Below are 21,172 nucleotides of genomic sequence, written 5' to 3'. Positions count from 1 at the left end.
TAAATGAATGATCGTTTAACCCCAAATTCTACAAGGCCACAAGTCCACCCCGTATGGCATAAATGGCTAGCCCAACGCGGCTTTTTACATGAAAGCGTTCAAACAAGGCTTCCCGGTAACCATCTACGGTACGGGGGCTGACGCACATCTGATCGGCGATTTGGACGTAGGTAAGATCAGAGCAGGCTAATTCAAGAAAATGGCGTTCACGAGGTTTCAACTGAACGGAATTCAGGTTACGGATAGGGGGCAGATTGTTCATTCTATGGCGTGAGGTGGTAGTTAATTATTTGTTTAATTAACGGGGGTTAATTAAGCAGATAATTGCCCTGCATCCAAATCAAATGAGTTAACGGTAGTTTTCTGGCTACCAGTTAGTTAAAACCTAATTTCTCCCGTACTCGCGCAATGGTTTTGCCTGCTATAGCGCGCGCTTTTTCCTCGCCAGCCCGAAGTTCGGCTTCCAGGGCATCCGGGTTTTCGACAGTATAATAGGTAAAGCGTTCCCGCTCAGTAGAGAACTGCTGGAGAATGAGTTCGTAGAACGCTTTTTTAGCCATACCATAGCCGTAATTACCGGCTTCGTATAACTGACGCATCTCAGCCGTTTGCTCGGCAGATGCTAGTAATGAATACAACTGAAACGTAATGTCTGTATCAGGATTCTTAGGCTCTTCGAGGGGGGTTGAATCCGATTTGATTTTCTTAATGACTTTCCATAGTTCATTTTCAGGCAGGAAAATGTCGATGTAGTTATTATACGACTTGCTCATTTTCGCGCCATCAATACCCGGAATGGTCATCAGACGGTCGTCGATGCGGGCTTCGGGCAGTACAAACACCTCGTCGTTGTATTGGTGATTGAAGGTGCTGGCGATGTCGCGGGTCATTTCAATATGTTGACGCTGGTCTTTCCCAACCGGGATGATCTCCGCATCGTAGAGCAGAATATCAGCCGCCTGCAACACGGGATAGACAAATAAGCCTGCATTGACAACCGAAGAGGACCGATCCGATTTCTCTTTAAACGAGGTGGCGTTGTTCAGCATCGGAAAGGGCGTGAAGCAACTCAGATGCCAGGCTAGTTCCGTGTGCTCAGCCACACGTGATTGCCGCCAGAACGTATTTTTCTGGGTATCGAGTCCAAACGCCAGCCAGGTAGCAGCCACGGCCTTTGTAAACTCACGGCGCATGGGGCCGTCTTTAATAGTGGTGAGCGAATGGAGGTCGGCAATGAACAGAAACGATTCGTTATCAGGGTGTTTTGATAACTCAATGGCGGGTTTAATAGCCCCCAGGATGTTGCCTAAATGCGGTCGCCCGCTGGATTGGATACCTGTTAAGATTCGTGACATAATATTGGGGGAGGAGGGAAGGAAAGGGAGGAAGGAGGAAAGGTATTATTCCTCTCGTCCCTTTTCTCCCCTTCTCCCTTTCCTCCTTTTTGTAGTTATTTTCCCTGTGCTTCTACCACCGCGATGGCTACCATATTAACGATTTCACGTTCTGATGAACCTAACTGCAATACATACACTGGCTTGCGAATGCCAAGCAGAATGGGGCCAATAGCATCGAACCCAGCCGCTTCTGTCATCAGGTTATAGGCAATATTAGCGGCAGATAAATTCGGGAAAATAAGTGTATTTGCCCCTTCACCAACTAATTTGCTAAAGGGGTGGTTTTGTTGCAACAGTTCTGTATTAAACGCTAAGTGGGCTTGAATTTCGCCGTCCACAATCAGATCTGGATTTCGTTTTTGCAGAATTTCAACGGCGCGGTTCATTTTCTCCGCATCATCGCCTTTGGCGCTCCCGAAGTTCGAGTAGGTGACAAGGGCAATGCGTGGCTTAATGTTGAATCGCTCAACGGTCTGCGCTGTCAACTCAGTTATCTCGACGATCTCTTCGGCAGTCGGGTTGAAGTTAACCGTGGTGTCCGAGAAAAATAGGGGGCCACGTTTGGTGAGCAGAATATACATCCCTGCTACTTTTTTTACGCCGGGTTCTTTGCCAATAATCTGCAGAGCGGGACGAATTGTGTCAGGATAGGAGCGGGTTAAGCCCGAAATTAAGGCATCGGCTTCACCGGTCTCCACCATCATCGCACCGAAGTAGTTGCGGATAAACATCATTTTCCGGGCTTCGGTCGCATTGACACCTTTGCGTTTCCGCTTCTCGAAATACTGGTCGCCAAAGCGTTGAACCAATACCTCCTGCTCGGGTGAGCGTGGATCAATAATGGGTGTATTGGCTAGATCAAGACTGTTTTCTTCAATAAGCTGTTCGATTTTTGCCCGTTCGCCCAGTAGAATTGGGAACGCTATCCCCTCATCCCGAACCTGTTGCGCAGCTTTTAATACTTTCAGGTTCTCCGCATCGGCAAATACTACCCGTTTCGGATTAGCCTTGGCTTTTGTCAGAATAACCCGTGAAATCTGATTGTCCTGCCCCAGTCGCCGGGCAAGTTGCTGTTCGTAGGCATCCCAGTCGGAAATTGGCTGCCGGGCTACACCGGATTCCATAGCTGCTTTGGCAACTGCTGGAGCTACTGTTGATAGCAACCGTGGGTCAACGGGTTTTGGAAGAATGTACGTTCGTCCAAAAACCATATTCGATTCGCCATACGCCAGATTAACCAGATCTGGTACGGGTTTTTTCGCTAAGTCGGCTAGTGCATAGGTGGCAGCCAACTTCATCGCTTCGTTGATTTCGGTAGCCCGCACATCCAATGCGCCCCGGAAAATGTAGGGGAATCCGAGTACGTTATTAACCTGATTCGGGTAATCAGAGCGTCCAGTGGCCATGATAATGTCCGGCCGGGCGGCCATAGCGTCATCGTAGCTGATTTCGGGTGTCGGATTGGCCATGGCAAACACAATGGCATGCGGGGCCATCAGCCGAATCATATCCTGGCTCACAATGTTTCCCTTCGATAAGCCGACGAATACATCGGCGTCGACAAAGGCATCGTCCAGTGAATTGATATCGCGGGTAGTGGCAAAGGGACGCATCAGATCGCTCAGGTCTGTTCGGTCGGCGCGCAGGGGGCCATTCACATCAAACATTACCATGTTCTCGTGCTTGGCGCCTAATGCAACATATTGCCGGGCACACGAAATGGCGGCTGCTCCGGCACCCAGAATGACGAACTTAGCGGTCTCGATCGACTTACTGACCAGTTCGAGGGCATTCAGTAAGGCGGCTCCACTGACGATAGCTGTACCGTGCTGGTCGTCGTGCATGACCGGAATGCTCATTTCCCGCTTGAGCCGTTCCTCAATTTCGAAACATTCCGGGGCTTTAATGTCTTCCAGATTAACTCCGCCAAAAGTGGGTTCCAGAATCTTGACCGTACGAACAAACTCGTCGATATTGGTCGTGTTTAACTCAAGGTCAAATACATCGATATCGGAATAAATTTTAAACAGGAGCCCTTTGCCTTCCATAACGGGCTTACTGGCTGCGGGGCCAATATTACCTAGCCCCAGTACAGCAGTTCCGTTGCTGATAACCGCCACGAGATTTCCTTTGGCGGTGTACTTAAACGCATCGTCGGGGTTGGCTTCGATGGCCAGACAAGGCTCCGCTACGCCCGGTGAATAGGCTAAAGAAAGATCGCGTTGAGTGCTGTATTCTTTGGTAGGAATAACTTCGAGTTTTCCCGGACGACCTTTGGAATGGTAATCAAGGGCATCTTCGCGCCGGATTTTCTGTTGCATACTGGTTACGTTATTGAGGACAGTTCGTTGGGAGCGCGAAGGTACGGAAAGGGCCGGGAAAACGGTTTAAATTAAGCCGTCTTTGCAAGGTGTACTAAATAAGAAACGGATTTTTCAGGATTTACTTCACTTGATTTCAAAAGCTAGTTCATTCATTTTGTACGCCAAAAAGGCCAGAGCATGCCCCTATCCAGATTGGATCATGAACTCGGTGTATTTATCACTCTTTTTTTAGTAACAATTACTAAAAGTGGCTAGTTAGCTACCCCTTAATCACAGCAACCGTGAGTCGGCTTATGCATATAAGCTTGCCCTGCTCGTCGGTGATGCGGATATCCCATACGTGGGTGGTGCGGCCTGTGTGGATCGGCGTACACCGGCCATACACCCAGCCTTCCCGTACGGCCCGTAAATGATTCGCATTAATTTCAAGGCCGACGGCCCGCTGGGTGTTCGGGTCATCTAACAGCATCCAAGAGGCAACGCTGCCCAGGGTTTCTGCCAGTACGACAGACGCCCCCCCATGCAAAATACCAAAGGGCTGTTGGGTGCGTTTGTCAACAGGCATTCGGGCCATCAAATAGCCTTCCCCTGCTTCTGTAAACTCAATGCCTAGATGCTTGCCAAGCGAATCTGTATGAATAAAGTCAAGCGCATTCAGGTCAAAGCCAGTTTTCATGTCTGTTGGGGTTAACGGTCAAAGGTTCAAATTTATCATCGACAATATGAAATAGTATGCCTGAAACTTAAAACTTGAACTAACTAAATGCCGTGTTTTGTGTAATTTTGTGGCTCAAATTTGGAAAAAAATGCCGTTTGGCAAGGGGAATAGGCTTGGCACAAAAAACAATTTATCTGATTCGCCACGGCGAAACCGACTATAACCGGCGGGGAATAGTACAAGGTAGTGGGGTCGATTCGGACCTCAACGAGATGGGACAGGCGCAAGCACAGGCATTTTTCCAGGCCTATCAACACGTGCCGTTCACTAAAATATATATTTCAGGGCTAAAACGCACCTACCAAACCGTTGAACCATTTATCGAACTGGGCTTGCCTTATGAAAAGCTTACTGGCCTGAACGAAATTAGCTGGGGCACTATGGAAGGGAAAGCACCTGGTAATTTAGATAATGAATATTACCGGGCCTTAATTGAATCCTGGGAGTCAGGCCATACGGATCAGGCCACCGATAAAGGCGAAAGCCCTGAGCAGGTTGCTGATCGGCAGAAAGTGGCTATGGATACCATTCTCTCACACCCAGAGGAAGAACTTGTGTTGGTGGCTATGCATGGACGGGCTATGCGGATTCTTCTCTGCTGGATCACGAATTTGCCGCTTGCAAAAATGGACCAGTTTGAACACAGTAATCTATGCCTTTATAAGCTTTCGTATGACTACTCGTCGGCCCAATTCACAATTGAGCTGGCTAATGATACGGCGCACCTACTAACGTTGGCGCTTATGCAGTGAACATTGATTTTATCAGTTACCAGTTAACAGCCGACATCGGCCGATAATCCATGTATATATCCACTGATAACTGCGACTCGATAACTGCGAGCCCAAGATCGTATATTCGCTAATTGCCTTGTAATAGGTGAGTAATGAAATGGGAATGTCGAAGCAGAAAGTATATTGGATTTGTCAGCTATTTGGCTGGTCGCTCTTCATTGCCGTAGAGTATACGGCTTATTTGTTGGAGGATGGCTTTGACCCGGATACGCTGTACTTAGCCATTACGAATATATTTCTGGGTATAACCCTAACGCACCTGTATCGGCTCATGATTCGACGCTGGAATTGGGTGCGTTTACCATTTTTTCGTCTGGCCCCTCGGGTGTTGCTTTCAGTTTTTGTCATGGCCGTGATTATGACCATGTTAAACCTGCCAGTTGATAGAATCCTGGTTCCGGAGCATATGGTCGATGAACCCTGGTTAGTGATCGGCTACATCATGAACTTTGGTAAAATTATGCTTACCTGGGTGCTGAGTTATACGGCCTATCATTACTTTGAGGAAAACCGGAATGCCGAAATAGAGAAGATCCTGCTCAAAACGAATATCCGCGAAACAGAGGCTAAAGTATTACGCTCGCAGTTGAACCCGCACTTTGTATTCAATGCTCTGAATAGTATCCGGGCATTGGTGTATGAAAATCCGACAAAAGCGCAGCAGGGCATCACCCAGCTCTCGAACCTGCTTCGGAATTCATTACTCGCCGATCGACGAAAAACGGTTGAATTACGCGAAGAAATCAAAACGGTAGAAGATTATTTAGCCCTTGAAAAAGTACGCTATGAAGACCGGCTCCGGTCGCATATTGACCTTGATGGTCGAACTCTTTTCTGGCAGGTGCCGCCCATGATGCTGCAAACGCTGGTTGAAAATGCGATTAAGCATGGGGTTTCAACCGCTGTAGGAGGTGGATTTGTTGAGGTTCGCTCCAGTATTCTAAGTCGTGACGATGGACCGGATAAATTGCATATCATTATTCGGAATACGGGTGTACTAGGCGATAAAAAAGCATCGGGTGGCTTTGGACTGGCCAACACAGCCCAACGACTCGAATTGCTTTACGGAGCCGAGGCTCAGTTTCATATTTTTCAGGAAGATGAAAACCATAGCCTGGGATCGCCTGACGACGGCCCCACTGTGTGTGCCGAAATAACCATTCCTGCTCAGTCGGAGGGTATGTTCCGACGGGAAAAAGTTAAGACCGAGTCGCCGGAGCGATGAAGGGTACTATTGACTAGTAAAAAGCCTCTTTAGTTTACTCCCTTGCACTGTACTTACTTTTCAAGCTTATATGAAAACCCTGATTATTGACGATGAACGTTTAGCCCGTAATGAACTGCGTAGGCTGCTCGAAAACTTTCCAAAAATTCAGATTATAGGTGAAGCCGCCAATGCGGATGAGGCTTTACCCATGATTGAAGAGCTGGAACCGGAGCTTCTGTTTCTGGATATTCAGATGCCGGGCAAAAATGGATTTGAGTTACTGCAGTCTATCGAAGGCAAAACGCCTGAGGTTATCTTTACAACAGCTTTTGATGAGTATGCTATTAAGGCATTCGAATTCAATGCGCTCGATTATCTACTCAAACCGGTTGAACTCGCTCGATTATCAGAGGCTATTCATCGGGTAGAAGAAGAACAGCACGTACCTGAAGCGTCGGGTACATCGGGAGGACTATCGTCAAAAATTCTGGGCGAAAACGATCAGGTTTTCGTGAAAGACGGTGAAAAATGCTGGTTTGTGAAATTAGGGAAAGTGCGACTGTTTGAGTCGATGGGAAACTATGTCCGGCTCTATTTTGATGATCAGAAACCGTTGGTACTTAAGTCGCTAAACGCGCTTGAGGATCGGCTCAACCCAGCTACATTTTTCCGGGCTAACCGAAAACACATCATCAACCTGCAATGGATCGAGAAAATTGAACCCTGGTTTAGCGGGGGCTTGCTCGTAACCTTACGCGGAGGAGATAAAATTGAAATTAGCCGCCGACAGGCAATTCGGTTTAAAGATTTGCTAAGTTTGTAGTAGCGGTAATTCGATGTAAATGGTTATTAATCTGTCCATTAACTGGTTAACTACCCATTTCCTGTAATTGCCATATTTACTCTTCATGAAGTACCTTGTTGCAACATTACTTTTCGGAATAATTGGTTTTTTTTCTGCCTGTAACTCAACGAATTCGGAACCACCGGCTTTAGAACGGCAGCATTACACCTTTGCTGGTTCAACCCGTTGTGATACGACGAGTAATACCGGCGTTGATGTAGACGTATCCTACGTATTGCTGAAAGATGATACAGAAGGCGCTCGGAAAATTAACGATAGTCTGCGTCTATTGGCTGTTAACAGCGTAGTTGGCTGGCTTGATAGTGCTACAGTGGGTAGCCATCCGGGTGCCCGTACAGATCTGGCTACAGCGGCTTCCTTGTTTGCTACTGATTATGAAGCTGTGCGGAAAGAGATGGGGAGTTTGGGTGGTTGCTGGGAACTTGAAACCAAAGCTGATACGGTTCATGCGAGTCCCAAAGCACTCACGGTTAAAATCGAGACCTATGCCTATACCGGCGGTGCTCACCCAAATTCCAGCTTGTCCTTTTATACATTCGACCGGGAAACAGGCCGGATGTTAACCCTAAATGATATGATTGCCGATACGACGGCTTTGCTAGGGGTACTCGAAAAGGAATTTCGGCAGCAGCAAAATTTATTACCAAAGGCTAATTTAGAAGAACAGGGCTATTTTTTGCGCGATGGCCATTTCTTTTTGCCTGCCAATGTTGGAACAAGCCGCGATGGCTTGGTTTTCTATTATAATCCCTACGAAATTGCGGCTTATGCCGTTGGGCCAATTCAGGTAACTGTTCCGTACGAAAAACTCAATGGTATACTTCGCGATGATTGGCTCTGAAGCAGGTGGCCAAGTAGGGGAGAGCAACCGTTTCCCCGCTCATTGAATTCTGATTACCCGATTCACTAGTCGATAAATCCTACTAAAAATGACTGTCGATCAGTTTATGGCTTCGCTCTCGCAGCCACAGCCACCGTCCAATTTACACCCGGTTTTACAGGGACTTTGGTATGATGCCAAGGATGATTGGGAGGCTGCTCATACCATTGCTCAAAGTCGGGAAGGTACACAGGCCTATGATCGGCTTCATGCGTACCTCCATCGTAAAGAAGGTGATCGTTTCAATGCCAACTACTGGTATCGTCGGGCAGGTAGTCCGTTTTTTGATGGGTCCCTGGCCGATGAGTGGACCGCATTAGTGGAGCAGAATATGTAGCTTCCGTCACTGTGTATACGCTCAAATAAATTTGATTTTATTCAGCGCAAAAAACGTCATTTTTATGAGTAACCATCCGTGTTTAAAACGGGAAATATTGGTTTCTCCGTAGGTGCGGGCGCGATAACGAATCGGAATTTCAACGAACTTAAGATTAAGCTTTGCGGACCCAAAAATAAGGTCGAAGTCGCCGAAGGGATCAAAATCACCGAAATATGACCGGTTAGCAATAAGTCGCTCATAATTCTCTTTTGTTAACACTTTGGTACCACAAAGTGTATCTTTGATACGTTGGTTTAGTATCCAGGAAAAGGCAATCGAAAAAAACTTATTGCCAATCAGATTAAGGGTTCGCATGGCTTCTTTCTCCATGGGGTACACCAATCGCGTGCCATTAATATATTCGCCCTTCCCGTTAGCAACGGCCTCAAAGAATTTAGGCAGGTCTTCTGGGGGTACGGTCATATCCGCATCCAGGATCATAAGTATGTCTCCGGTGGCCATGCCAAATCCCTTTCTGACGGCATCCCCTTTGCCCTTCCCTTCCTGTTGTACACATTTTATATCTCGTTCCTGAGCGTATTTTTGGGTAATTCTCTGGATTTCAGACCAAGTATCGTCGGTTGAGTTGCCTTCTACAAAAATAAGTTCGGTATGTCGTCCCATGTGTGGTGTTCGACGAACGATATCCTCAATATTCCCTTTTTCGTTCCGGGCTGGTACAATCACGCTTACACTATACTCTGACGCAGGTTTTAAATTGTGCATGCTCCGGGCAACTATAAACGTAAAAAGGCCTAGTTGATTAAATAAAGGCAAATTGACCACATAGCGGTTCATCAACCAGGAGAAGAGTGGAACATAGCGGGGCATAAGTACTTTTCGACCCGTTCGTACAACGTCTAAAGAAGCTATGTCTAATAGATTAGTAATGTCGCTTTTATCCAGCCAGTTCTGGCGCTGTTCAGGCATTTTGAGTCCTACCTTTTCTGCCAGATTTAAGGCCGGTGTCCAGAGGAAATTCTTATAGGTAATAACGATTCGTGTGCCTGGATGACAAACTGTATGTAATTTGCCAAATACATGTTGTACATCGTCGAATGAGCCAATCGTATCGCTAAGGACGATATAATCGAATGTGTCCTCAAGTGTGTCGAGCTGTTTGGCATCCAGGGTATGAAATGTATACTGTGGATAGGCTTGTTGGGCATACTCAATCAATTCTGGATTAATATCAATTCCAACACCCCGAGAGGGTAATAGCTTATCAAGGACATAGCCCGTTCCACAACCAATCTCCAGTACTGAGCTTTGCTGTGGAATCGTGTGATTTAGAAAATCGAGCAGACATGTATAATAATATTGATTTCGTTGAATCCATCGTACGCGTTGAGGGCCATTCATAAGTTACTGTGCAGTAATAGTTGGCTGAGGACGATTCCTGTTAGAGGCACTGAATCGTAAATTTATTTAAAACCAGTTATTTTAATGTATGTTTAATTGTGATTTTGTTGCTACTTATGATGTGAATAGGGGTAGCATATATTTTAAGTTGTCTTGTGTAGATATATGTATCGTTTAACGTATATAGTTGGGGTTATATTAATTGGATTTTTCTTTCTTAAAGTAGTACGTTTTCAGGCGCTTGGCTACACATTTAATGATATGTATGCCTTTGTGCAGATGTCGCGTAGCTGGATGGATGGCCGACCGTTCATGTATGAGAATATTTGGGGCTACCATCACAAAATCCATAATTATTATACGGTATTACTTTGGGGGCCGCTATGCCGGGCATTTGGTGCATACGGTTTATTTGCTGTTCAGGTAAGTCTGTTACTGATCAGCTATATAGGGGTCACTGAACATCTTTATCGACGTCAGGTAACTCCCTGGATCCGTTATGTAGTTGTTCTGGTGATCTTGTTAGGCCCAGTCTCATTCTGGCTTAATGATCACCCTACTATTGGCTGGCATACCGAATTGACTTATTTGCCATTTGCCTTACTGTTTGCGCTGGCGTTACTGGGCAAAAGGAAGCTTTGGGCTGTTATTGCCGGACTGGCCATTGTACTGGTGAAAGAAGATGGAGCGGTACTAGCGGCTTTGATTCATCTGGCCTACGAAGGCCTGCAATTGATACGGAAACGACCTGGCGCATCTTTATGGAATTGGTTGCTACAGGGACGATTTTGGTTGATTGCTGTCGGTTGGGTAGTTATCTTTTTAGTCGGTATGATTTGGGTAGGCTATAAAAACAATTTTGCTGAACCCCGTTTGCAAATTGCCCTTAGTTTGCTGAGCAGGAATATCGGAGAGAGGGCGTTCTGGCGTCAGATGCTAGTACTACTTGGACAGTCTGTACTATTGGTATCGCCGATTGTTGGACTGCTGGGGCTGCTGGTGAGCCGATTGAGAGATCGTTTTACAGGTCGCTTATTTTTGTTGTGGGGCATTGGGGTACTAGTTCTTACGATGCTTAATTTCGTGCAAAGTGTTCACTATTACGATCAGCCCCTATTTTATCTGGTATCCCTTACATGGCCACCCCGATTTGTGTTGCTGTGGGCATTTTCGGTAGCCTTTCTTACCATACTCACCAGTTTGTTTGCCGATCAGATTTTGCCAATTCAACCAGCAACGAGTTGGCTGATAGGAGCGGGTTTATTTATCGTTCAGGTCCCTATACTGTACCTAACTCGCCCTGACTTTCCATCGGTAACAGACTGGTTGCGTACCTTCCGAGGGTACTATTCAAGTGATAAAAATCCGATTTACCTTCAGCCCAGCGATATAACGGTTGTTCAGTGTCTGGCTGATAAACTGCCCCACGACGCTAACGTGTTCGTCTTCGATTTTCTGGTACCCTACTTTCATCGCCAGTATGAAATTTGGCCAACGGGTAAACACTATCGCCCTGCCGATATAGCTTTAATCCCTATAGATGACATGCAGGGACTTCGTAAGTCTTTGCCTATGCATCAGCCTTACCGAGTACTTCGGCTAAAAGGGTACAATTTGTATGTATCGCCTGCGTATGAAGAAACCGTAAAGCAGTGTATACCTTAAAAAAGGACTACTTATGGAATATAAGGCCCACCTGTTTCTCCCCAACCCCAGGTTGGCATTGGCGCGTCTACTGGCTCACTAACTGATTCTTCTTTTGAATTAATGACCGCCAATCGGGAACCCCATTCCAGATAGCCAACCAGAGCCGAGCGAAACTCCGGATCGTCGGGCAGACCAACAGTATCCGCTGTATCCAGAATTAACTCAATCCAGCGTTTGCGCTGAACCTCAGTCAAGTGCTTTCCCAGGTGTTTGTGAATCATTTCATAATGGCTACCTTCCTCGCTGCTATATTGGGTTGGTCCACGAAATACTTCGGCGATAAAATGAGCCACGTGCCGGGCATGATCGCTGGACATACCCCGAAAGACGGGTTCCAGGATTGGATCCTGATGAACGCGCTGGTAAAATAAGTCCGTCCAGGCTTCAAAGTTTTCCATACCACCGGCCCATTCATACAAAGTTGGCACGGTTCCTCTGGGTTGAGCTTCCATTCTTGAATCAGTTAAATCAATTGTAAGATAACGCAAAATGAACAAAAAAAGGCCGCACTCCGAAAAGTGCGACCTGCGTCTGTCGATGAATTGGTAATACCGTTATTCGCTTATTGAGCTAGTTCTTCTTCTGTCAGGATCGTGTTTACATCGGTTAAGTCGAAACCGAATGCATCGGCAACACCTTTATAAACAACTTTCCCTTCTACTACATTCAGGCCTAGTTTAAGGTCTGTATTGTCGCGGCAAGCCTGCTGCCATCCTTTGTTGGCTAATTGCAAGGCGTAGGGAAGGGTTGCATTGGTCAGGGCAAGCGTGCTGGTATAAGGTACTGCACCTGGCATGTTGGCCACACAATAGTGAACAACACCATCAATGATAAACGTTGGATTTTCGTGGGTAGTTGGATGGCAGGTTTCAATACATCCCCCCTGGTCAACAGCCACATCAACCAATACAGTACCAGCCCGCATTTGCTTCAGCATTTCGCGGGTGATCAGGTGAGGAGCCTTGGCACCCGGAATCAACACGGCACCAACAATCAGGTCACAAACCTTGATCATCTCCCGAATATTATACTCGTTCGACATCATGGTCTGTACGTTAGGCGGCATAATGTCCGACAAATAACGCAGCCGGGCCAGACTAACATCCATAATGGTTACGTGAGCACCCAGGCCAGCAGCCATTTTAGCGGCTTGTGTTCCAACAATGCCACCACCCAAAATGAGTACATTGGCTGGTTTTACGCCTGGTACACCGCCGAGCAAAATGCCCCGGCCTTTCAGTGGTTTTTCAAGATATTTAGCGCCTTCCTGAATGGCCATCCGTCCGGCAACTTCCGACATGGGCACCAGCAATGGCAAACTACGGTCGGGGCGTTCAACGGTCTCGTAGGCTAAGCAAACGGCACCTTTGGCCAGCATTGCCCGGGTCAATTCTTCCGACGAGGCAAAGTGGAAATAAGTAAACAGTAATTGGTTTTCTTTGATCAGGTCGTACTCCGAAGCGATAGGCTCCTTAACCTTCATAATCATCTCAGCGATACCATACACCTCTTCGATGGTCGGGAGCATAATAGCACCGGCTGCAATGTATTCTTCGTCCTCAAAACCGCTACCCTCACCCGCATTAACCTGTATATAAACAACATGACCATGTTTGCGGAGTTCGGTTACACCGGCAGGTGTCAGCGCAACGCGGTTTTCGTTGTTTTTGATTTCTTTGGGAACGCCAATAACCATAAAGCTTAACGTGGTTTGGGAGTTGTTACTTGAGTGGTACAAAGTTAAATTCAGTGTAATTCTTTTCTAGTACTACTTATTTTTTTAGGAAACTAAGTGCGTAATTTGTCTATTTGTAGGAAATAGTTCTACAGACAGCCCTTTTTAGGAGGCTATACCGTAAAAATTCCGTTTATGGAGAGTGTTGATACAACAGATCGAAAAATTCTGGACTTATTACAGCAGAACGCCCGTCTGACCATTCAGGAGATTGGTAAGAAAATTAATCTCTCGAAAACGCCCGTTCATGAGCGTATAAAACGGCTTGAACGAGACGGCGTCATTGATCGGTACGTAACCATAGTTGACAAGAAAAAACTCGGCAATCTGCTGATGGTATACTGCCAGGTTACGCTCGACCGTCAAACCCGGGATTCATTCACCGCCTTTGAAGTAGATGTTCGTGAACTGCCGGAAGTGCTGGAGTGTAATCGAGTATCGGGCACGTTCGACTATCTGCTGAAAATCGTTAGTCGGGATATGGACACCTACAATCATTTCTATCAGGAACAGCTTTCGGTTATTCCTGGTACCTTACATATCAGTAGCTTCTTCGTCATGTCTGAAATAAAAAATTCGACGGTGGTGCCGATGTAAGTCAAACGTGGTCAGAGGCTGGGTGAAATTGACACGACATAACTAAGGTTGATCAGGCGGTAAAACACGATTTTATGTGGTGGATGTATGCATTGCTTTCCGCGCTTTTTGCCGCTCTAACAGCGATACTGGCTAAAATTGGCATAAAAGGCGTAAATACGGATTTGGCAACTGCTATTCGTACCGTTGTGATCCTGTTTGTGGCCTGGGGAATTGTGTTTTTTCGCGGAGGGATTGAATCACTGCCAGCCTTGACTCGACAAAACTGGATTTTTCTGATTCTATCGGGTGTAGCAACCGGCTTGTCCTGGATCTTTTACTTTAAGGCGCTACAACTTGGCAAGGTGTCGCAGGTAGCCCCGGTCGATAAACTGAGCGTGGCGATCGCGATACTTCTGTCCGTCCTTATACTGGGAGAAGTACTGACCTGGAAAGCAGCTATAGGGGCAGCTCTGATTATTGCCGGTACACTGGTATTGATTTTATAACATCATGAAACACCTGTGTTTGGCTCCCTAAAGGCTAAACAAGTGTAGCTACTATGTTAAAAATGGCCCATTTTTGACTTTCAATATTGGATGTTTAGCCAATGAAACCAATGCACACCTGGCCTGATACGTGTATCCAGCAGTTACTCAGTATTGAGTTGCCAATTTTACTGGCGCCAATGGCCGGGGCGGGTGCATCCGATCTGGCCATTGCTGTTGCTGAAGCCGGTGGCCTTGGGTCGCTTCCCTGCGCCATAGAGTAGTATCGGCTGAAATTGCGGTTTACTAACCAGTTACGTACAATCTATTCCTTCCTGTGTTTTATGAACTTGTCATCGTCGTTTTGTTTGATTCTGATTAGTACCACGCTGGCTGCTCACGCTCAAAGCTGGCAACCCGTAACCACTCAAAATACCTGTTCTACCCGTCATGAAAATGCGGCTGCCCTCATTGGCGACAGCCTCTATGCGGTGGGCGGCCGGGGTATTAAACCCTTAGAAGCACTTAATCTAAAAACGCTGCTTTGGCAGACATTACCTACGCCCCCGCTGGAAATGAATCACTTTCAGGCCATCAACTACAATGGTGAACTTTATGTGATGGGCGCATTTCGGGGGCAATACCCGCACGAAACGCCAATTCCGAACATATACATTTACAGCCCGAAACAGGGGGCCTGGCGAATGGGGCCAGAAATCCCGAAAGAGCGGCTACGAGGTTCGGCAGGGGTAGTGGTGTATAAAAACAAAATATATATGGCCTGCGGAATTATCGACGGTCATTACGATGGGCATGTGGCCTGGCTGGATGAATATGATCCGAAAACGAATACCTGGAAACGATTACCCGATGCCCCCCGCACCCGAGACCATATTAGTGCAGCTGTTGTCGATGATAAATTGTATCTGGCGGGTGGTCGTAACTCAACGGCGCGGATCAACAAAGTGCTGGAAACAACCATTGCCGAAGTGGACGTCTACGATTTCAAAACCGGGAAATGGAGTACGTTGCCCGCCACTTCCAATATTCCAACCCAACGGGCTGGTAGTACAGCCGTAACCCAAGGGGGTAAAGTTTGGGTTATCGGGGGAGAAACCGTACAACTTCTGGCACATAACGAAGCCGAAGCACTTGATCCCAAAACAAATCAGTGGACAAAAGGGCCAACATTGAAACAAGGGCGGCATGGTACCCAGGCAGTAGTCTACAAAGGACAAATTTATATCGTGGCTGGGTCAGCTAATCATGGCGGAGGCCCTGAGTTGAACACGGTTGAAGTGATGAAATAGCTAATTGCACGCCGATGACGCAGATACAGCGGATTGCCGCAGCTATAATTGATACTGAAACTGCGATAGCCGCTGTATCTGCGTGCCAATTTTTAAATTTCACTTCCTAATGAAACAATTACTACGTGTACTATTAATTTGCCTGAGCGTACAATCGGCTGCAACAGCCCAGACTCAAAAATCAGCAGTCCGCCAGGAGTGGGTGCAGCTTTTCAATGGAAAAGATCTCAAGAATTGGGACATTAAAATTGCCGGTCTACCCCTGAATGATAATTACAAAAACACCTTTCGGGTTGAGAACGGGATTCTGCGCATTGCCTATGATCAGTACAAAACCTTCGATGGTAAATACGGGCACATGTACTACAACAAGCCCTATTCATATTATCGGGTGCGGTTTACGTATCGATTTGTGGGCAACCAAACGCCCGGTGGAGATACCTGGAATGTGCGAAATAGTGGCGTAATGGTGCACTCGCAATCGGCGGCAAGTTGTTCAATTGGGCAGACATTTCCCGTTTCGCTTGAACTGCAATTGCTGGGTGGGCTAGGCAAAGGGCCGCGTCATACGGGGAACCTGTGCACGCCCGGTACGCAGGTATACATGAGTGGTAAACTCAAGCCCGAACATTGCATTGATTCAGACTCTAAAACCTACGATGGTGACCAATGGGTAACCGCCGAAGCTATTGTATTAGGCGATTCTATTGTTCATCATATCGTGGAGGGAGATACCGTACTCACTTACGAGCGACCTGAAGTAGGAGGGGGCTTCGTAAATGAAGGACACGATTGGAAAATAGCCCACATCGATAACGCCGACTATTGGATTAGTCGGGCCAATACACCCCTTGGCGAGGGTTATATTGCCTTGCAGGCCGAGAGCCATGCTATTGATTTTAAGAAAGTAGAAGTGCTTGATTTAAAAGGTTGCACTGATCCTAAGGCGCTGAATTATAAGTCGTACTTTGTAAAATCAGATAATACGCAGTGTAGGTATAAGAAGCAGTAAATGAAAAAAAATATGGTGTCTATCTACGAAAAAATTAAACGACAACCTTGAATGAAGCGAGTAACCGCCATTGACGTAACACGCGGTTTGGTGATGGTGATCATGGCCCTGGACCATGTTCGAGATCTGCTCCATACGTCCGCACTAACCCAAAACCCTACTGATCTAGCAACCACGACGCCAGCTATTTTTCTGACCCGATGGATTACGCATTTGTGCGCACCGACCTTTGTGTTTTTGTCGGGCACCTCAGCCTATCTGTCACTCAGAAAACGGAATGATGGATCGGCCCGGCAGTTTTTGCGGAAGCGAGGGCTGGTGTTACTGCTGCTTGAACTTACGATTATCAACTTCGCCTTCTGGTTCGATATTCATTTTCATTCCCTCATGCTACAGGTTATCTACGCTATTGGGGGCGGGTTAATTATCCTTTCATTCGTTGCGAAATTACCTGTCAAGTGGATTACAATTATCGGGTTGGTTATCGTATTTGGTCATAATATTCTGCAACTCGTGCCAACATTTGCCGACCCAGCGGCTCGTTTGGGTTGGGCGTTATTTTTCCGAACCGATTTTTTTTCAGTTAGCCCATCGTTTGCCCTTTTGGTGGGCTATCCATTGATTCCCTGGCTAGGGATTATGCTCGTTGGCTTTGCCTGCGGGGCATTGATGGAGAAACCTATTGACGATCGAAAACCACTCTTATTCCGCATCGGTTTGGGGGCATTGGTTTTGTTTGTGCTCCTGCGCTTCCTGAACCTCTACGGTGACCCGGCCCCCTGGTCTGCTCAGAAAGACGGACTGTTTACCTTTCTCTCGTTCATGAACGTGACCAAATACCCACCATCACTTCTGTATGACCTGGCGACACTTGGGTTGATGCTGGTATTTTTTTCGGTAATAGATGGAGTAAGCAACACCTTCACCCGGTGGATGACGGTATATGGCAAAGTGCCTATGTTCTACTATATTTTGCACTGGTACCTGGTGCATATATCTATGCTCGTCATGAGTTTTATACAGGGATATTCGTTTGCCGATATACCGTCTGGACCGCTGAATTTTGGCCGTCCCGAGGGAGCAGGCATCTCACTGGGTGGCGTGTATGCTGTGTGGTTTGGTCTGGTGCTTTTGTTATACCCAGCGTGTAAGTGGTATGGCCGGTATAAAGCCGATCATCCCGAAATAGGTTGGCTTCGGTACGTATGAGGAGGTGATAATCAGTAGTTTTTACTAACGTAAAATAGGTTGGGACCATGTTAAATCGATTTGCGAATCAGGTAGCTATAGTAACAGGCGGTGCTGAGGGCATTGGTAAAGCAATTGCGAAACGAATTGCGTCTGAAGGAGCTACAGTTGCTTTATTCGATATAAACCATGTTCAACTCGAACGGACTGTGGCTGATTTCACCAAACAGGGATTCGCAGTAACGGGCCACGTTGTCGATATTTCGCATGAAAGTTCGGTTGAACAAGCTATTCAAACCGTAGTTGACACCTTGGGACGCTTAGACGTTATTGTCAATTCGGCGGGTATTGTAGGGCCAACCAGTACTAAAATCACAGACTATTCGGTGGCCGATTATGACCGGGTATACCATACTAATTTGCGGGGCGCTTTCTTGATGTCAAAGTATGGGATTAAGGTTATGGAAAAGAGCAATTATGGCCGTATTCTGCATTTAGCCTCGATTGCCGGGAAAGAAGGGAATCCATTTATGACAGGCTACTCATCAATGAAAGCGGGCGTCATTGGACTTGTGAAAGGCATTGGAAAAGAGTATGCCGAAACAGGAATCACCGTGAACGGTTTGGCGCCCGCTGTGATCAAAACGGCTATGAACGAGAATACTGCACCCGAACAGTTAGCCTATATGACGGCCAAGATACCCATGAAACGGTTGGGTACCGTGGAGGAAGTAGCCGCCATGGCTGCCTGGATTGTATCGGAAGAGGCTAGTTTTACCACTGGCTTTATCTTCGATTTATCGGGTGGGCGAGCTACGTATTAAAAAATTGTAGCCTTCTATTCATAAATCGAATTGCGTCACTCGCGCTCTCTAAACCGGCATTCCGCCGGTTTCTTTTTTGTCGCTAAGTGGGAATCAGTAGTTTTGTTTGTAAACCTAATGTACCGTGCTATGTCCTATAACCTAACGACTTCGCAAAAATGGCAACTCGCCCTGAGCGTGTTCGTTATTTACTGGCCCATCCGATTGTACGTCAACGGTGCGACCTTTGAATGGCTGTTTTCAGGGCGTAACGTCCCGTTCTGGGTCTTCGAAATTATCCTGATAATCCTGTTTTTATACGTCTGGATTATCGTAACGGAATGGCTGCAACAGCGGTTCGTTAGCCGGTTCGGAGATGGTTTTTTTATTGAATTCAAGATTCCTGCTCAAATTGCTACCTTATTGATTGCCAGTGCACTAGCGCTCGTATTTAACATGGGGTTTACCATGCTATGGCATGGTTTAGACGATGTGCTGGCCCAACGATTAGGATTTTATCAGGAACAGGAAACCCGGCAATTACGTCCTCAGGGCCCACCCCGCTCAGCCGAAGATCGGCGTAAAAGTCGTGAACAGCGTAGACGGGTCAATAACGGTCTGACAGTGATGTCCATGATATCGGCCTTTTATCTGGCTGCCAACCGACGGGCCAACCGACGGCTGGAGGATGTACAGGTACGCGCTGAACGATTGGAAAAAGAGAACGTGCAGGCCCAGTTTGCGGCCCTCAAAAGCCAGGTAAACCCGCATTTTCTGTTTAATAGCCTGAGTATATTGTCGTCACTGGTTCATGCTGATGCTGACTTATCCGAAAAATTCATCGACCAGTTATCGCGGGCGTACCGCTATATTCTGGAGCAGAAAGATAATGAGCGAGTCTTGCTTAAAACCGAACTTGAGTTTATTCAGGCGTATCGCTTTTTATTGAATATTCGCTTCGAAAATAAGTTCGACGTACTAATTAATGTGCCTGAGGCCGACCAGACCCGGTACAGTATTGCACCACTAACCTTACAACTTTTGGTGGAAAATGCGGTGAAACACAACCGAATGTCGGCAAAAGAACCCCTGAAGGTTCATATTAAACTCGATGCCGACTGTCTGGTTGTTGAGAACAATCTGCAAACTCGCCCTAAGTCAGAGAACTCGACTGGCGTGGGATTGGAAAATATCATTACACGGTATGCGCTCCTTACCGATCAGCCTGTATGGGTTGGCGAAAGCGATGGCCTTTTTGTCGTGAAGATTCCATTATTAGTGTCGTGAGTAGACTGAGTGAACTAAGTGTAGTAAGATCAGCTATATAACCCGGTTTACTTCACGAATTAACTTACTCCACCCACTTTACTTAGTTTACTAAGAATATGAACGTAGTCATTATCGAAGACGAAAACCTGACGGCCAAACGGCTCGAAAGTTTACTTCATAAATATGATCCGACCATTACAGTACTGGCCCGGATTCCATCAGTAGCCGAAGCGGTGACGTGGTTTAGTGAATCAGACCAGCCTGTTGATCTGATCTTTATGGACATTCACCTGGAAGATGATCTGGGCTTCCGCATTTTCGAGCAAACGCAGGTTACTACGCCAGTAATCTTTACTACAGCCTATGACGAGTACATGATTCAGGCGTTTAAGGTCAATAGTATCGACTATCTGCTGAAACCCATCAATTATGATGAGCTAGTGGCGGCTATCGAAAAATTCAAAGCGCTTAAGAAGCAGTTCGGGCAGAATACATCCTCATCGCACGACATTGAAACCCTGCTTAACCTGATTGGCAAATCGAAGCAGACGGATTATAAAGACCGATTTATGATTACAGTTGGCACAAAAATTCGTAGCATCGAAACCACTGATGTCGCTTACTTTTATCTGGAAGAAAAGGTCGTTTTCTTGGTAACCAAAGACGGGTTGACCTTACCTGTTGATTACAGTTTAGATAAGCTAACCCAGCTATTAAATCCCCGTCAATTTTTCCGAATCAGCCGCCAGTTTTTGATATCGCTGCCCGCCATCCAAACCATTCACACCTTCTCTGCTGGTAAACTTAAGCTGGATTTGCAACCCAAATCACGCCAGGAAGTCTTCGTTAGTGGCGACCGTATGACCGAGTTCAAAGAATGGCTGGGGAAGTAGATGAATTTTTTGACCCGCTCAAATACCGTAAATCTTAAGCCGTATTTTATATTTACAATAGTTGAGGTGAGCAATTTCCTACAAAATACCTTCTGGAGCTAACAGCCAACAGGCCAACTAGAGACCTTGTTGGCTCTTGCCACTTAGAGAAAATCACTCATTGCGTGAACGATAATGCAGAACTAAAAATGGCTGATAACCTGCCAGTTATAGTTTCGCTATGTTGCGTATATGCGTATAATAGTATGTTGGGTGAACCAAACAT

22 protein-coding genes are annotated in these 21,172 nt (G+C 46.5%); 15 read left to right on the top strand and 7 right to left on the bottom strand.

Annotated elements, in window-relative coordinates; translation table 11 throughout:
• Nucleotides 1-28 precede the first annotated feature (28 nt).
• The 4 genes from EXU85_RS20125 to EXU85_RS20110 all read right to left on the bottom strand — a co-directional run bounded on the left by EXU85_RS20125 (nt 29) and on the right by EXU85_RS20110 (nt 4,397).
• Complete coding sequence (locus EXU85_RS20125; protein ID WP_142773805.1) at nt 29-262, bottom strand: response regulator transcription factor; 234 nt, start codon at nt 260-262, stop codon at nt 29-31.
• Nucleotides 263-374: 112 nt separating this feature from the next.
• On the bottom strand, nt 375-1,355 hold the full coding sequence (gene trpS, locus EXU85_RS20120; RefSeq protein WP_142773804.1) for a tryptophan--tRNA ligase: 981 nt from the start codon (nt 1,353-1,355) through the stop codon (nt 375-377).
• Between the two features lie 95 nt (nt 1,356-1,450).
• Entirely contained in the window at nt 1,451-3,718 is a 2,268-nt protein-coding gene (locus tag EXU85_RS20115; protein ID WP_142773803.1) for an NADP-dependent malic enzyme, read from the bottom strand.
• Nucleotides 3,719-3,980: 262 nt separating this feature from the next.
• Entirely contained in the window at nt 3,981-4,397 is a 417-nt protein-coding gene (locus tag EXU85_RS20110; protein WP_142773802.1) for a hotdog fold thioesterase, read from the bottom strand.
• 155 nt (nt 4,398-4,552) lie between these two features.
• On the opposite strand from EXU85_RS20110, the gene EXU85_RS20105 reads away from it, so the two are divergent.
• The 5 genes from EXU85_RS20105 (at nt 4,553) to EXU85_RS20085 (ending at nt 8,522) form a co-directional block, all read left to right on the top strand.
• Entirely contained in the window at nt 4,553-5,191 is a 639-nt protein-coding gene (locus EXU85_RS20105; protein WP_142773801.1) for a histidine phosphatase family protein, read from the top strand.
• Nucleotides 5,192-5,336: 145 nt separating this feature from the next.
• Nucleotides 5,337-6,458: a sensor histidine kinase gene (locus tag EXU85_RS20100; RefSeq protein ID WP_142773800.1), complete on the top strand. Its 1,122-nt coding sequence runs from the start codon at nt 5,337-5,339 to the stop codon at nt 6,456-6,458.
• A gap of 70 nt (nt 6,459-6,528) precedes the next feature.
• Nucleotides 6,529-7,263, top strand: coding sequence for a LytTR family DNA-binding domain-containing protein (locus tag EXU85_RS20095; protein ID WP_142773799.1), 735 nt, complete (start codon nt 6,529-6,531; stop codon nt 7,261-7,263).
• 85 nt (nt 7,264-7,348) lie between these two features.
• The gene (locus EXU85_RS20090) at nt 7,349-8,146 is read left to right on the top strand and encodes a DUF3298 and DUF4163 domain-containing protein (protein ID WP_142773798.1); all 798 of its coding nucleotides are present in this window, start codon (nt 7,349-7,351) and stop codon (nt 8,144-8,146) included.
• 88 nt (nt 8,147-8,234) lie between these two features.
• Complete coding sequence (locus EXU85_RS20085) at nt 8,235-8,522, top strand: hypothetical protein (RefSeq protein ID WP_142773797.1); 288 nt, start codon at nt 8,235-8,237, stop codon at nt 8,520-8,522.
• A 21-nt stretch (nt 8,523-8,543) separates the two neighbouring features.
• On the opposite strand, the gene EXU85_RS20080 is transcribed toward EXU85_RS20085, so the two are convergent.
• Nucleotides 8,544-9,926: a glycosyltransferase gene (locus EXU85_RS20080; protein ID WP_142773796.1), complete on the bottom strand. Its 1,383-nt coding sequence runs from the start codon at nt 9,924-9,926 to the stop codon at nt 8,544-8,546.
• Between the two features lie 165 nt (nt 9,927-10,091).
• Here EXU85_RS20080 and EXU85_RS20075 point away from each other — a divergent pair, with 165 nt between their 5' ends.
• Nucleotides 10,092-11,591 (top strand): hypothetical protein, encoded by a 1,500-nt coding sequence (locus EXU85_RS20075; RefSeq protein ID WP_142773795.1) that lies wholly within the window; start codon nt 10,092-10,094, stop codon nt 11,589-11,591.
• 11 nt (nt 11,592-11,602) lie between these two features.
• Here EXU85_RS20075 and EXU85_RS20070 read toward each other — a convergent pair whose 3' ends face one another.
• Both EXU85_RS20070 and ald read right to left on the bottom strand, forming a co-directional pair.
• Nucleotides 11,603-12,085, bottom strand: a complete 483-nt coding sequence (locus EXU85_RS20070; protein ID WP_142773794.1) for a group II truncated hemoglobin — start codon at nt 12,083-12,085, stop codon at nt 11,603-11,605.
• A gap of 110 nt (nt 12,086-12,195) precedes the next feature.
• A complete protein-coding gene (gene ald / locus EXU85_RS20065) occupies nt 12,196-13,329 on the bottom strand; it encodes an alanine dehydrogenase (RefSeq protein ID WP_142773793.1) in 1,134 nt (377 codons plus the stop codon).
• A 174-nt stretch (nt 13,330-13,503) separates the two neighbouring features.
• Between ald and EXU85_RS20060 the strand changes: the two genes are divergently transcribed.
• From EXU85_RS20060 to EXU85_RS20020, 9 genes are all read left to right on the top strand, one after another.
• A complete protein-coding gene (locus EXU85_RS20060; protein WP_142773792.1) occupies nt 13,504-13,965 on the top strand; it encodes an Lrp/AsnC family transcriptional regulator in 462 nt (153 codons plus the stop codon).
• A gap of 74 nt (nt 13,966-14,039) precedes the next feature.
• The gene (locus EXU85_RS20055; protein WP_142773791.1) at nt 14,040-14,453 is read left to right on the top strand and encodes an EamA family transporter; all 414 of its coding nucleotides are present in this window, start codon (nt 14,040-14,042) and stop codon (nt 14,451-14,453) included.
• 110 nt (nt 14,454-14,563) lie between these two features.
• Nucleotides 14,564-14,716, top strand: a complete 153-nt coding sequence (locus tag EXU85_RS20050) for a hypothetical protein (protein WP_210422391.1) — start codon at nt 14,564-14,566, stop codon at nt 14,714-14,716.
• Between the two features lie 60 nt (nt 14,717-14,776).
• A complete protein-coding gene (locus EXU85_RS20045; RefSeq protein ID WP_142773790.1) occupies nt 14,777-15,742 on the top strand; it encodes a kelch-like protein in 966 nt (321 codons plus the stop codon).
• A gap of 109 nt (nt 15,743-15,851) precedes the next feature.
• Nucleotides 15,852-16,754 (top strand): DUF1080 domain-containing protein, encoded by a 903-nt coding sequence (locus tag EXU85_RS20040; protein ID WP_142773789.1) that lies wholly within the window; start codon nt 15,852-15,854, stop codon nt 16,752-16,754.
• Between the two features lie 51 nt (nt 16,755-16,805).
• Nucleotides 16,806-17,963 (top strand): DUF1624 domain-containing protein, encoded by a 1,158-nt coding sequence (locus EXU85_RS20035; protein WP_142773788.1) that lies wholly within the window; start codon nt 16,806-16,808, stop codon nt 17,961-17,963.
• A gap of 47 nt (nt 17,964-18,010) precedes the next feature.
• Nucleotides 18,011-18,766 carry an SDR family NAD(P)-dependent oxidoreductase gene (locus EXU85_RS20030; protein WP_142773787.1) on the top strand — a complete coding sequence of 252 codons (756 nt, stop codon included), beginning with the start codon at nt 18,011-18,013 and terminating at the stop codon, nt 18,764-18,766.
• 129 nt (nt 18,767-18,895) lie between these two features.
• On the top strand, nt 18,896-20,032 hold the full coding sequence (locus tag EXU85_RS20025; RefSeq protein WP_142773786.1) for a sensor histidine kinase: 1,137 nt from the start codon (nt 18,896-18,898) through the stop codon (nt 20,030-20,032).
• Nucleotides 20,033-20,130: 98 nt separating this feature from the next.
• On the top strand, nt 20,131-20,907 hold the full coding sequence (locus tag EXU85_RS20020) for a LytTR family DNA-binding domain-containing protein (protein WP_142773785.1): 777 nt from the start codon (nt 20,131-20,133) through the stop codon (nt 20,905-20,907).
• Nucleotides 20,908-21,172: the final 265 nt, after the last annotated feature.

The organism is Spirosoma sp. KCTC 42546 (genome assembly GCF_006965485.1).
GTDB lineage: Bacteria > Bacteroidota > Bacteroidia > Cytophagales > Spirosomataceae > Spirosoma.
The sequence above is the reverse complement of the archived record's forward strand: the minus strand, read 5'-3'. Positions and strand labels throughout refer to the sequence as shown.

Bases quoted from the DNA above. Each gene is read 5' to 3' on its own strand.
- EXU85_RS20125 (WP_142773805.1), bottom strand. From the start codon at position 262: ATGAACAATCTGCCCCCTATCCGTAACCTGAATTCCGTTCAGTTGAAA.
- trpS (WP_142773804.1), bottom strand. From the start codon at position 1,355: ATGTCACGAATCTTAACAGGTATCCAATCCAGCGGGCGACCGCATTTA.
- EXU85_RS20115 (WP_142773803.1), bottom strand. From the start codon at position 3,718: ATGCAACAGAAAATCCGGCGCGAAGATGCCCTTGATTACCATTCCAAA.
- EXU85_RS20110 (WP_142773802.1), bottom strand. From the start codon at position 4,397: ATGAAAACTGGCTTTGACCTGAATGCGCTTGACTTTATTCATACAGAT.
- EXU85_RS20100 (WP_142773800.1), top strand. From the start codon at position 5,337: ATGTCGAAGCAGAAAGTATATTGGATTTGTCAGCTATTTGGCTGGTCG.
- EXU85_RS20095 (WP_142773799.1), top strand. From the start codon at position 6,529: ATGAAAACCCTGATTATTGACGATGAACGTTTAGCCCGTAATGAACTG.
- EXU85_RS20090 (WP_142773798.1), top strand. From the start codon at position 7,349: ATGAAGTACCTTGTTGCAACATTACTTTTCGGAATAATTGGTTTTTTT.
- EXU85_RS20085 (WP_142773797.1), top strand. From the start codon at position 8,235: ATGACTGTCGATCAGTTTATGGCTTCGCTCTCGCAGCCACAGCCACCG.
- EXU85_RS20080 (WP_142773796.1), bottom strand. From the start codon at position 9,926: ATGAATGGCCCTCAACGCGTACGATGGATTCAACGAAATCAATATTAT.
- EXU85_RS20075 (WP_142773795.1), top strand. From the start codon at position 10,092: ATGTATCGTTTAACGTATATAGTTGGGGTTATATTAATTGGATTTTTC.
- EXU85_RS20070 (WP_142773794.1), bottom strand. From the start codon at position 12,085: ATGGAAGCTCAACCCAGAGGAACCGTGCCAACTTTGTATGAATGGGCC.
- ald (WP_142773793.1), bottom strand. From the start codon at position 13,329: ATGGTTATTGGCGTTCCCAAAGAAATCAAAAACAACGAAAACCGCGTT.
- EXU85_RS20060 (WP_142773792.1), top strand. From the start codon at position 13,504: ATGGAGAGTGTTGATACAACAGATCGAAAAATTCTGGACTTATTACAG.
- EXU85_RS20055 (WP_142773791.1), top strand. From the start codon at position 14,040: ATGTGGTGGATGTATGCATTGCTTTCCGCGCTTTTTGCCGCTCTAACA.
- EXU85_RS20050 (WP_210422391.1), top strand. From the start codon at position 14,564: ATGCACACCTGGCCTGATACGTGTATCCAGCAGTTACTCAGTATTGAG.
- EXU85_RS20045 (WP_142773790.1), top strand. From the start codon at position 14,777: ATGAACTTGTCATCGTCGTTTTGTTTGATTCTGATTAGTACCACGCTG.
- EXU85_RS20040 (WP_142773789.1), top strand. From the start codon at position 15,852: ATGAAACAATTACTACGTGTACTATTAATTTGCCTGAGCGTACAATCG.
- EXU85_RS20035 (WP_142773788.1), top strand. From the start codon at position 16,806: ATGAAGCGAGTAACCGCCATTGACGTAACACGCGGTTTGGTGATGGTG.
- EXU85_RS20030 (WP_142773787.1), top strand. From the start codon at position 18,011: ATGTTAAATCGATTTGCGAATCAGGTAGCTATAGTAACAGGCGGTGCT.
- EXU85_RS20025 (WP_142773786.1), top strand. From the start codon at position 18,896: ATGTCCTATAACCTAACGACTTCGCAAAAATGGCAACTCGCCCTGAGC.
- EXU85_RS20020 (WP_142773785.1), top strand. From the start codon at position 20,131: ATGAACGTAGTCATTATCGAAGACGAAAACCTGACGGCCAAACGGCTC.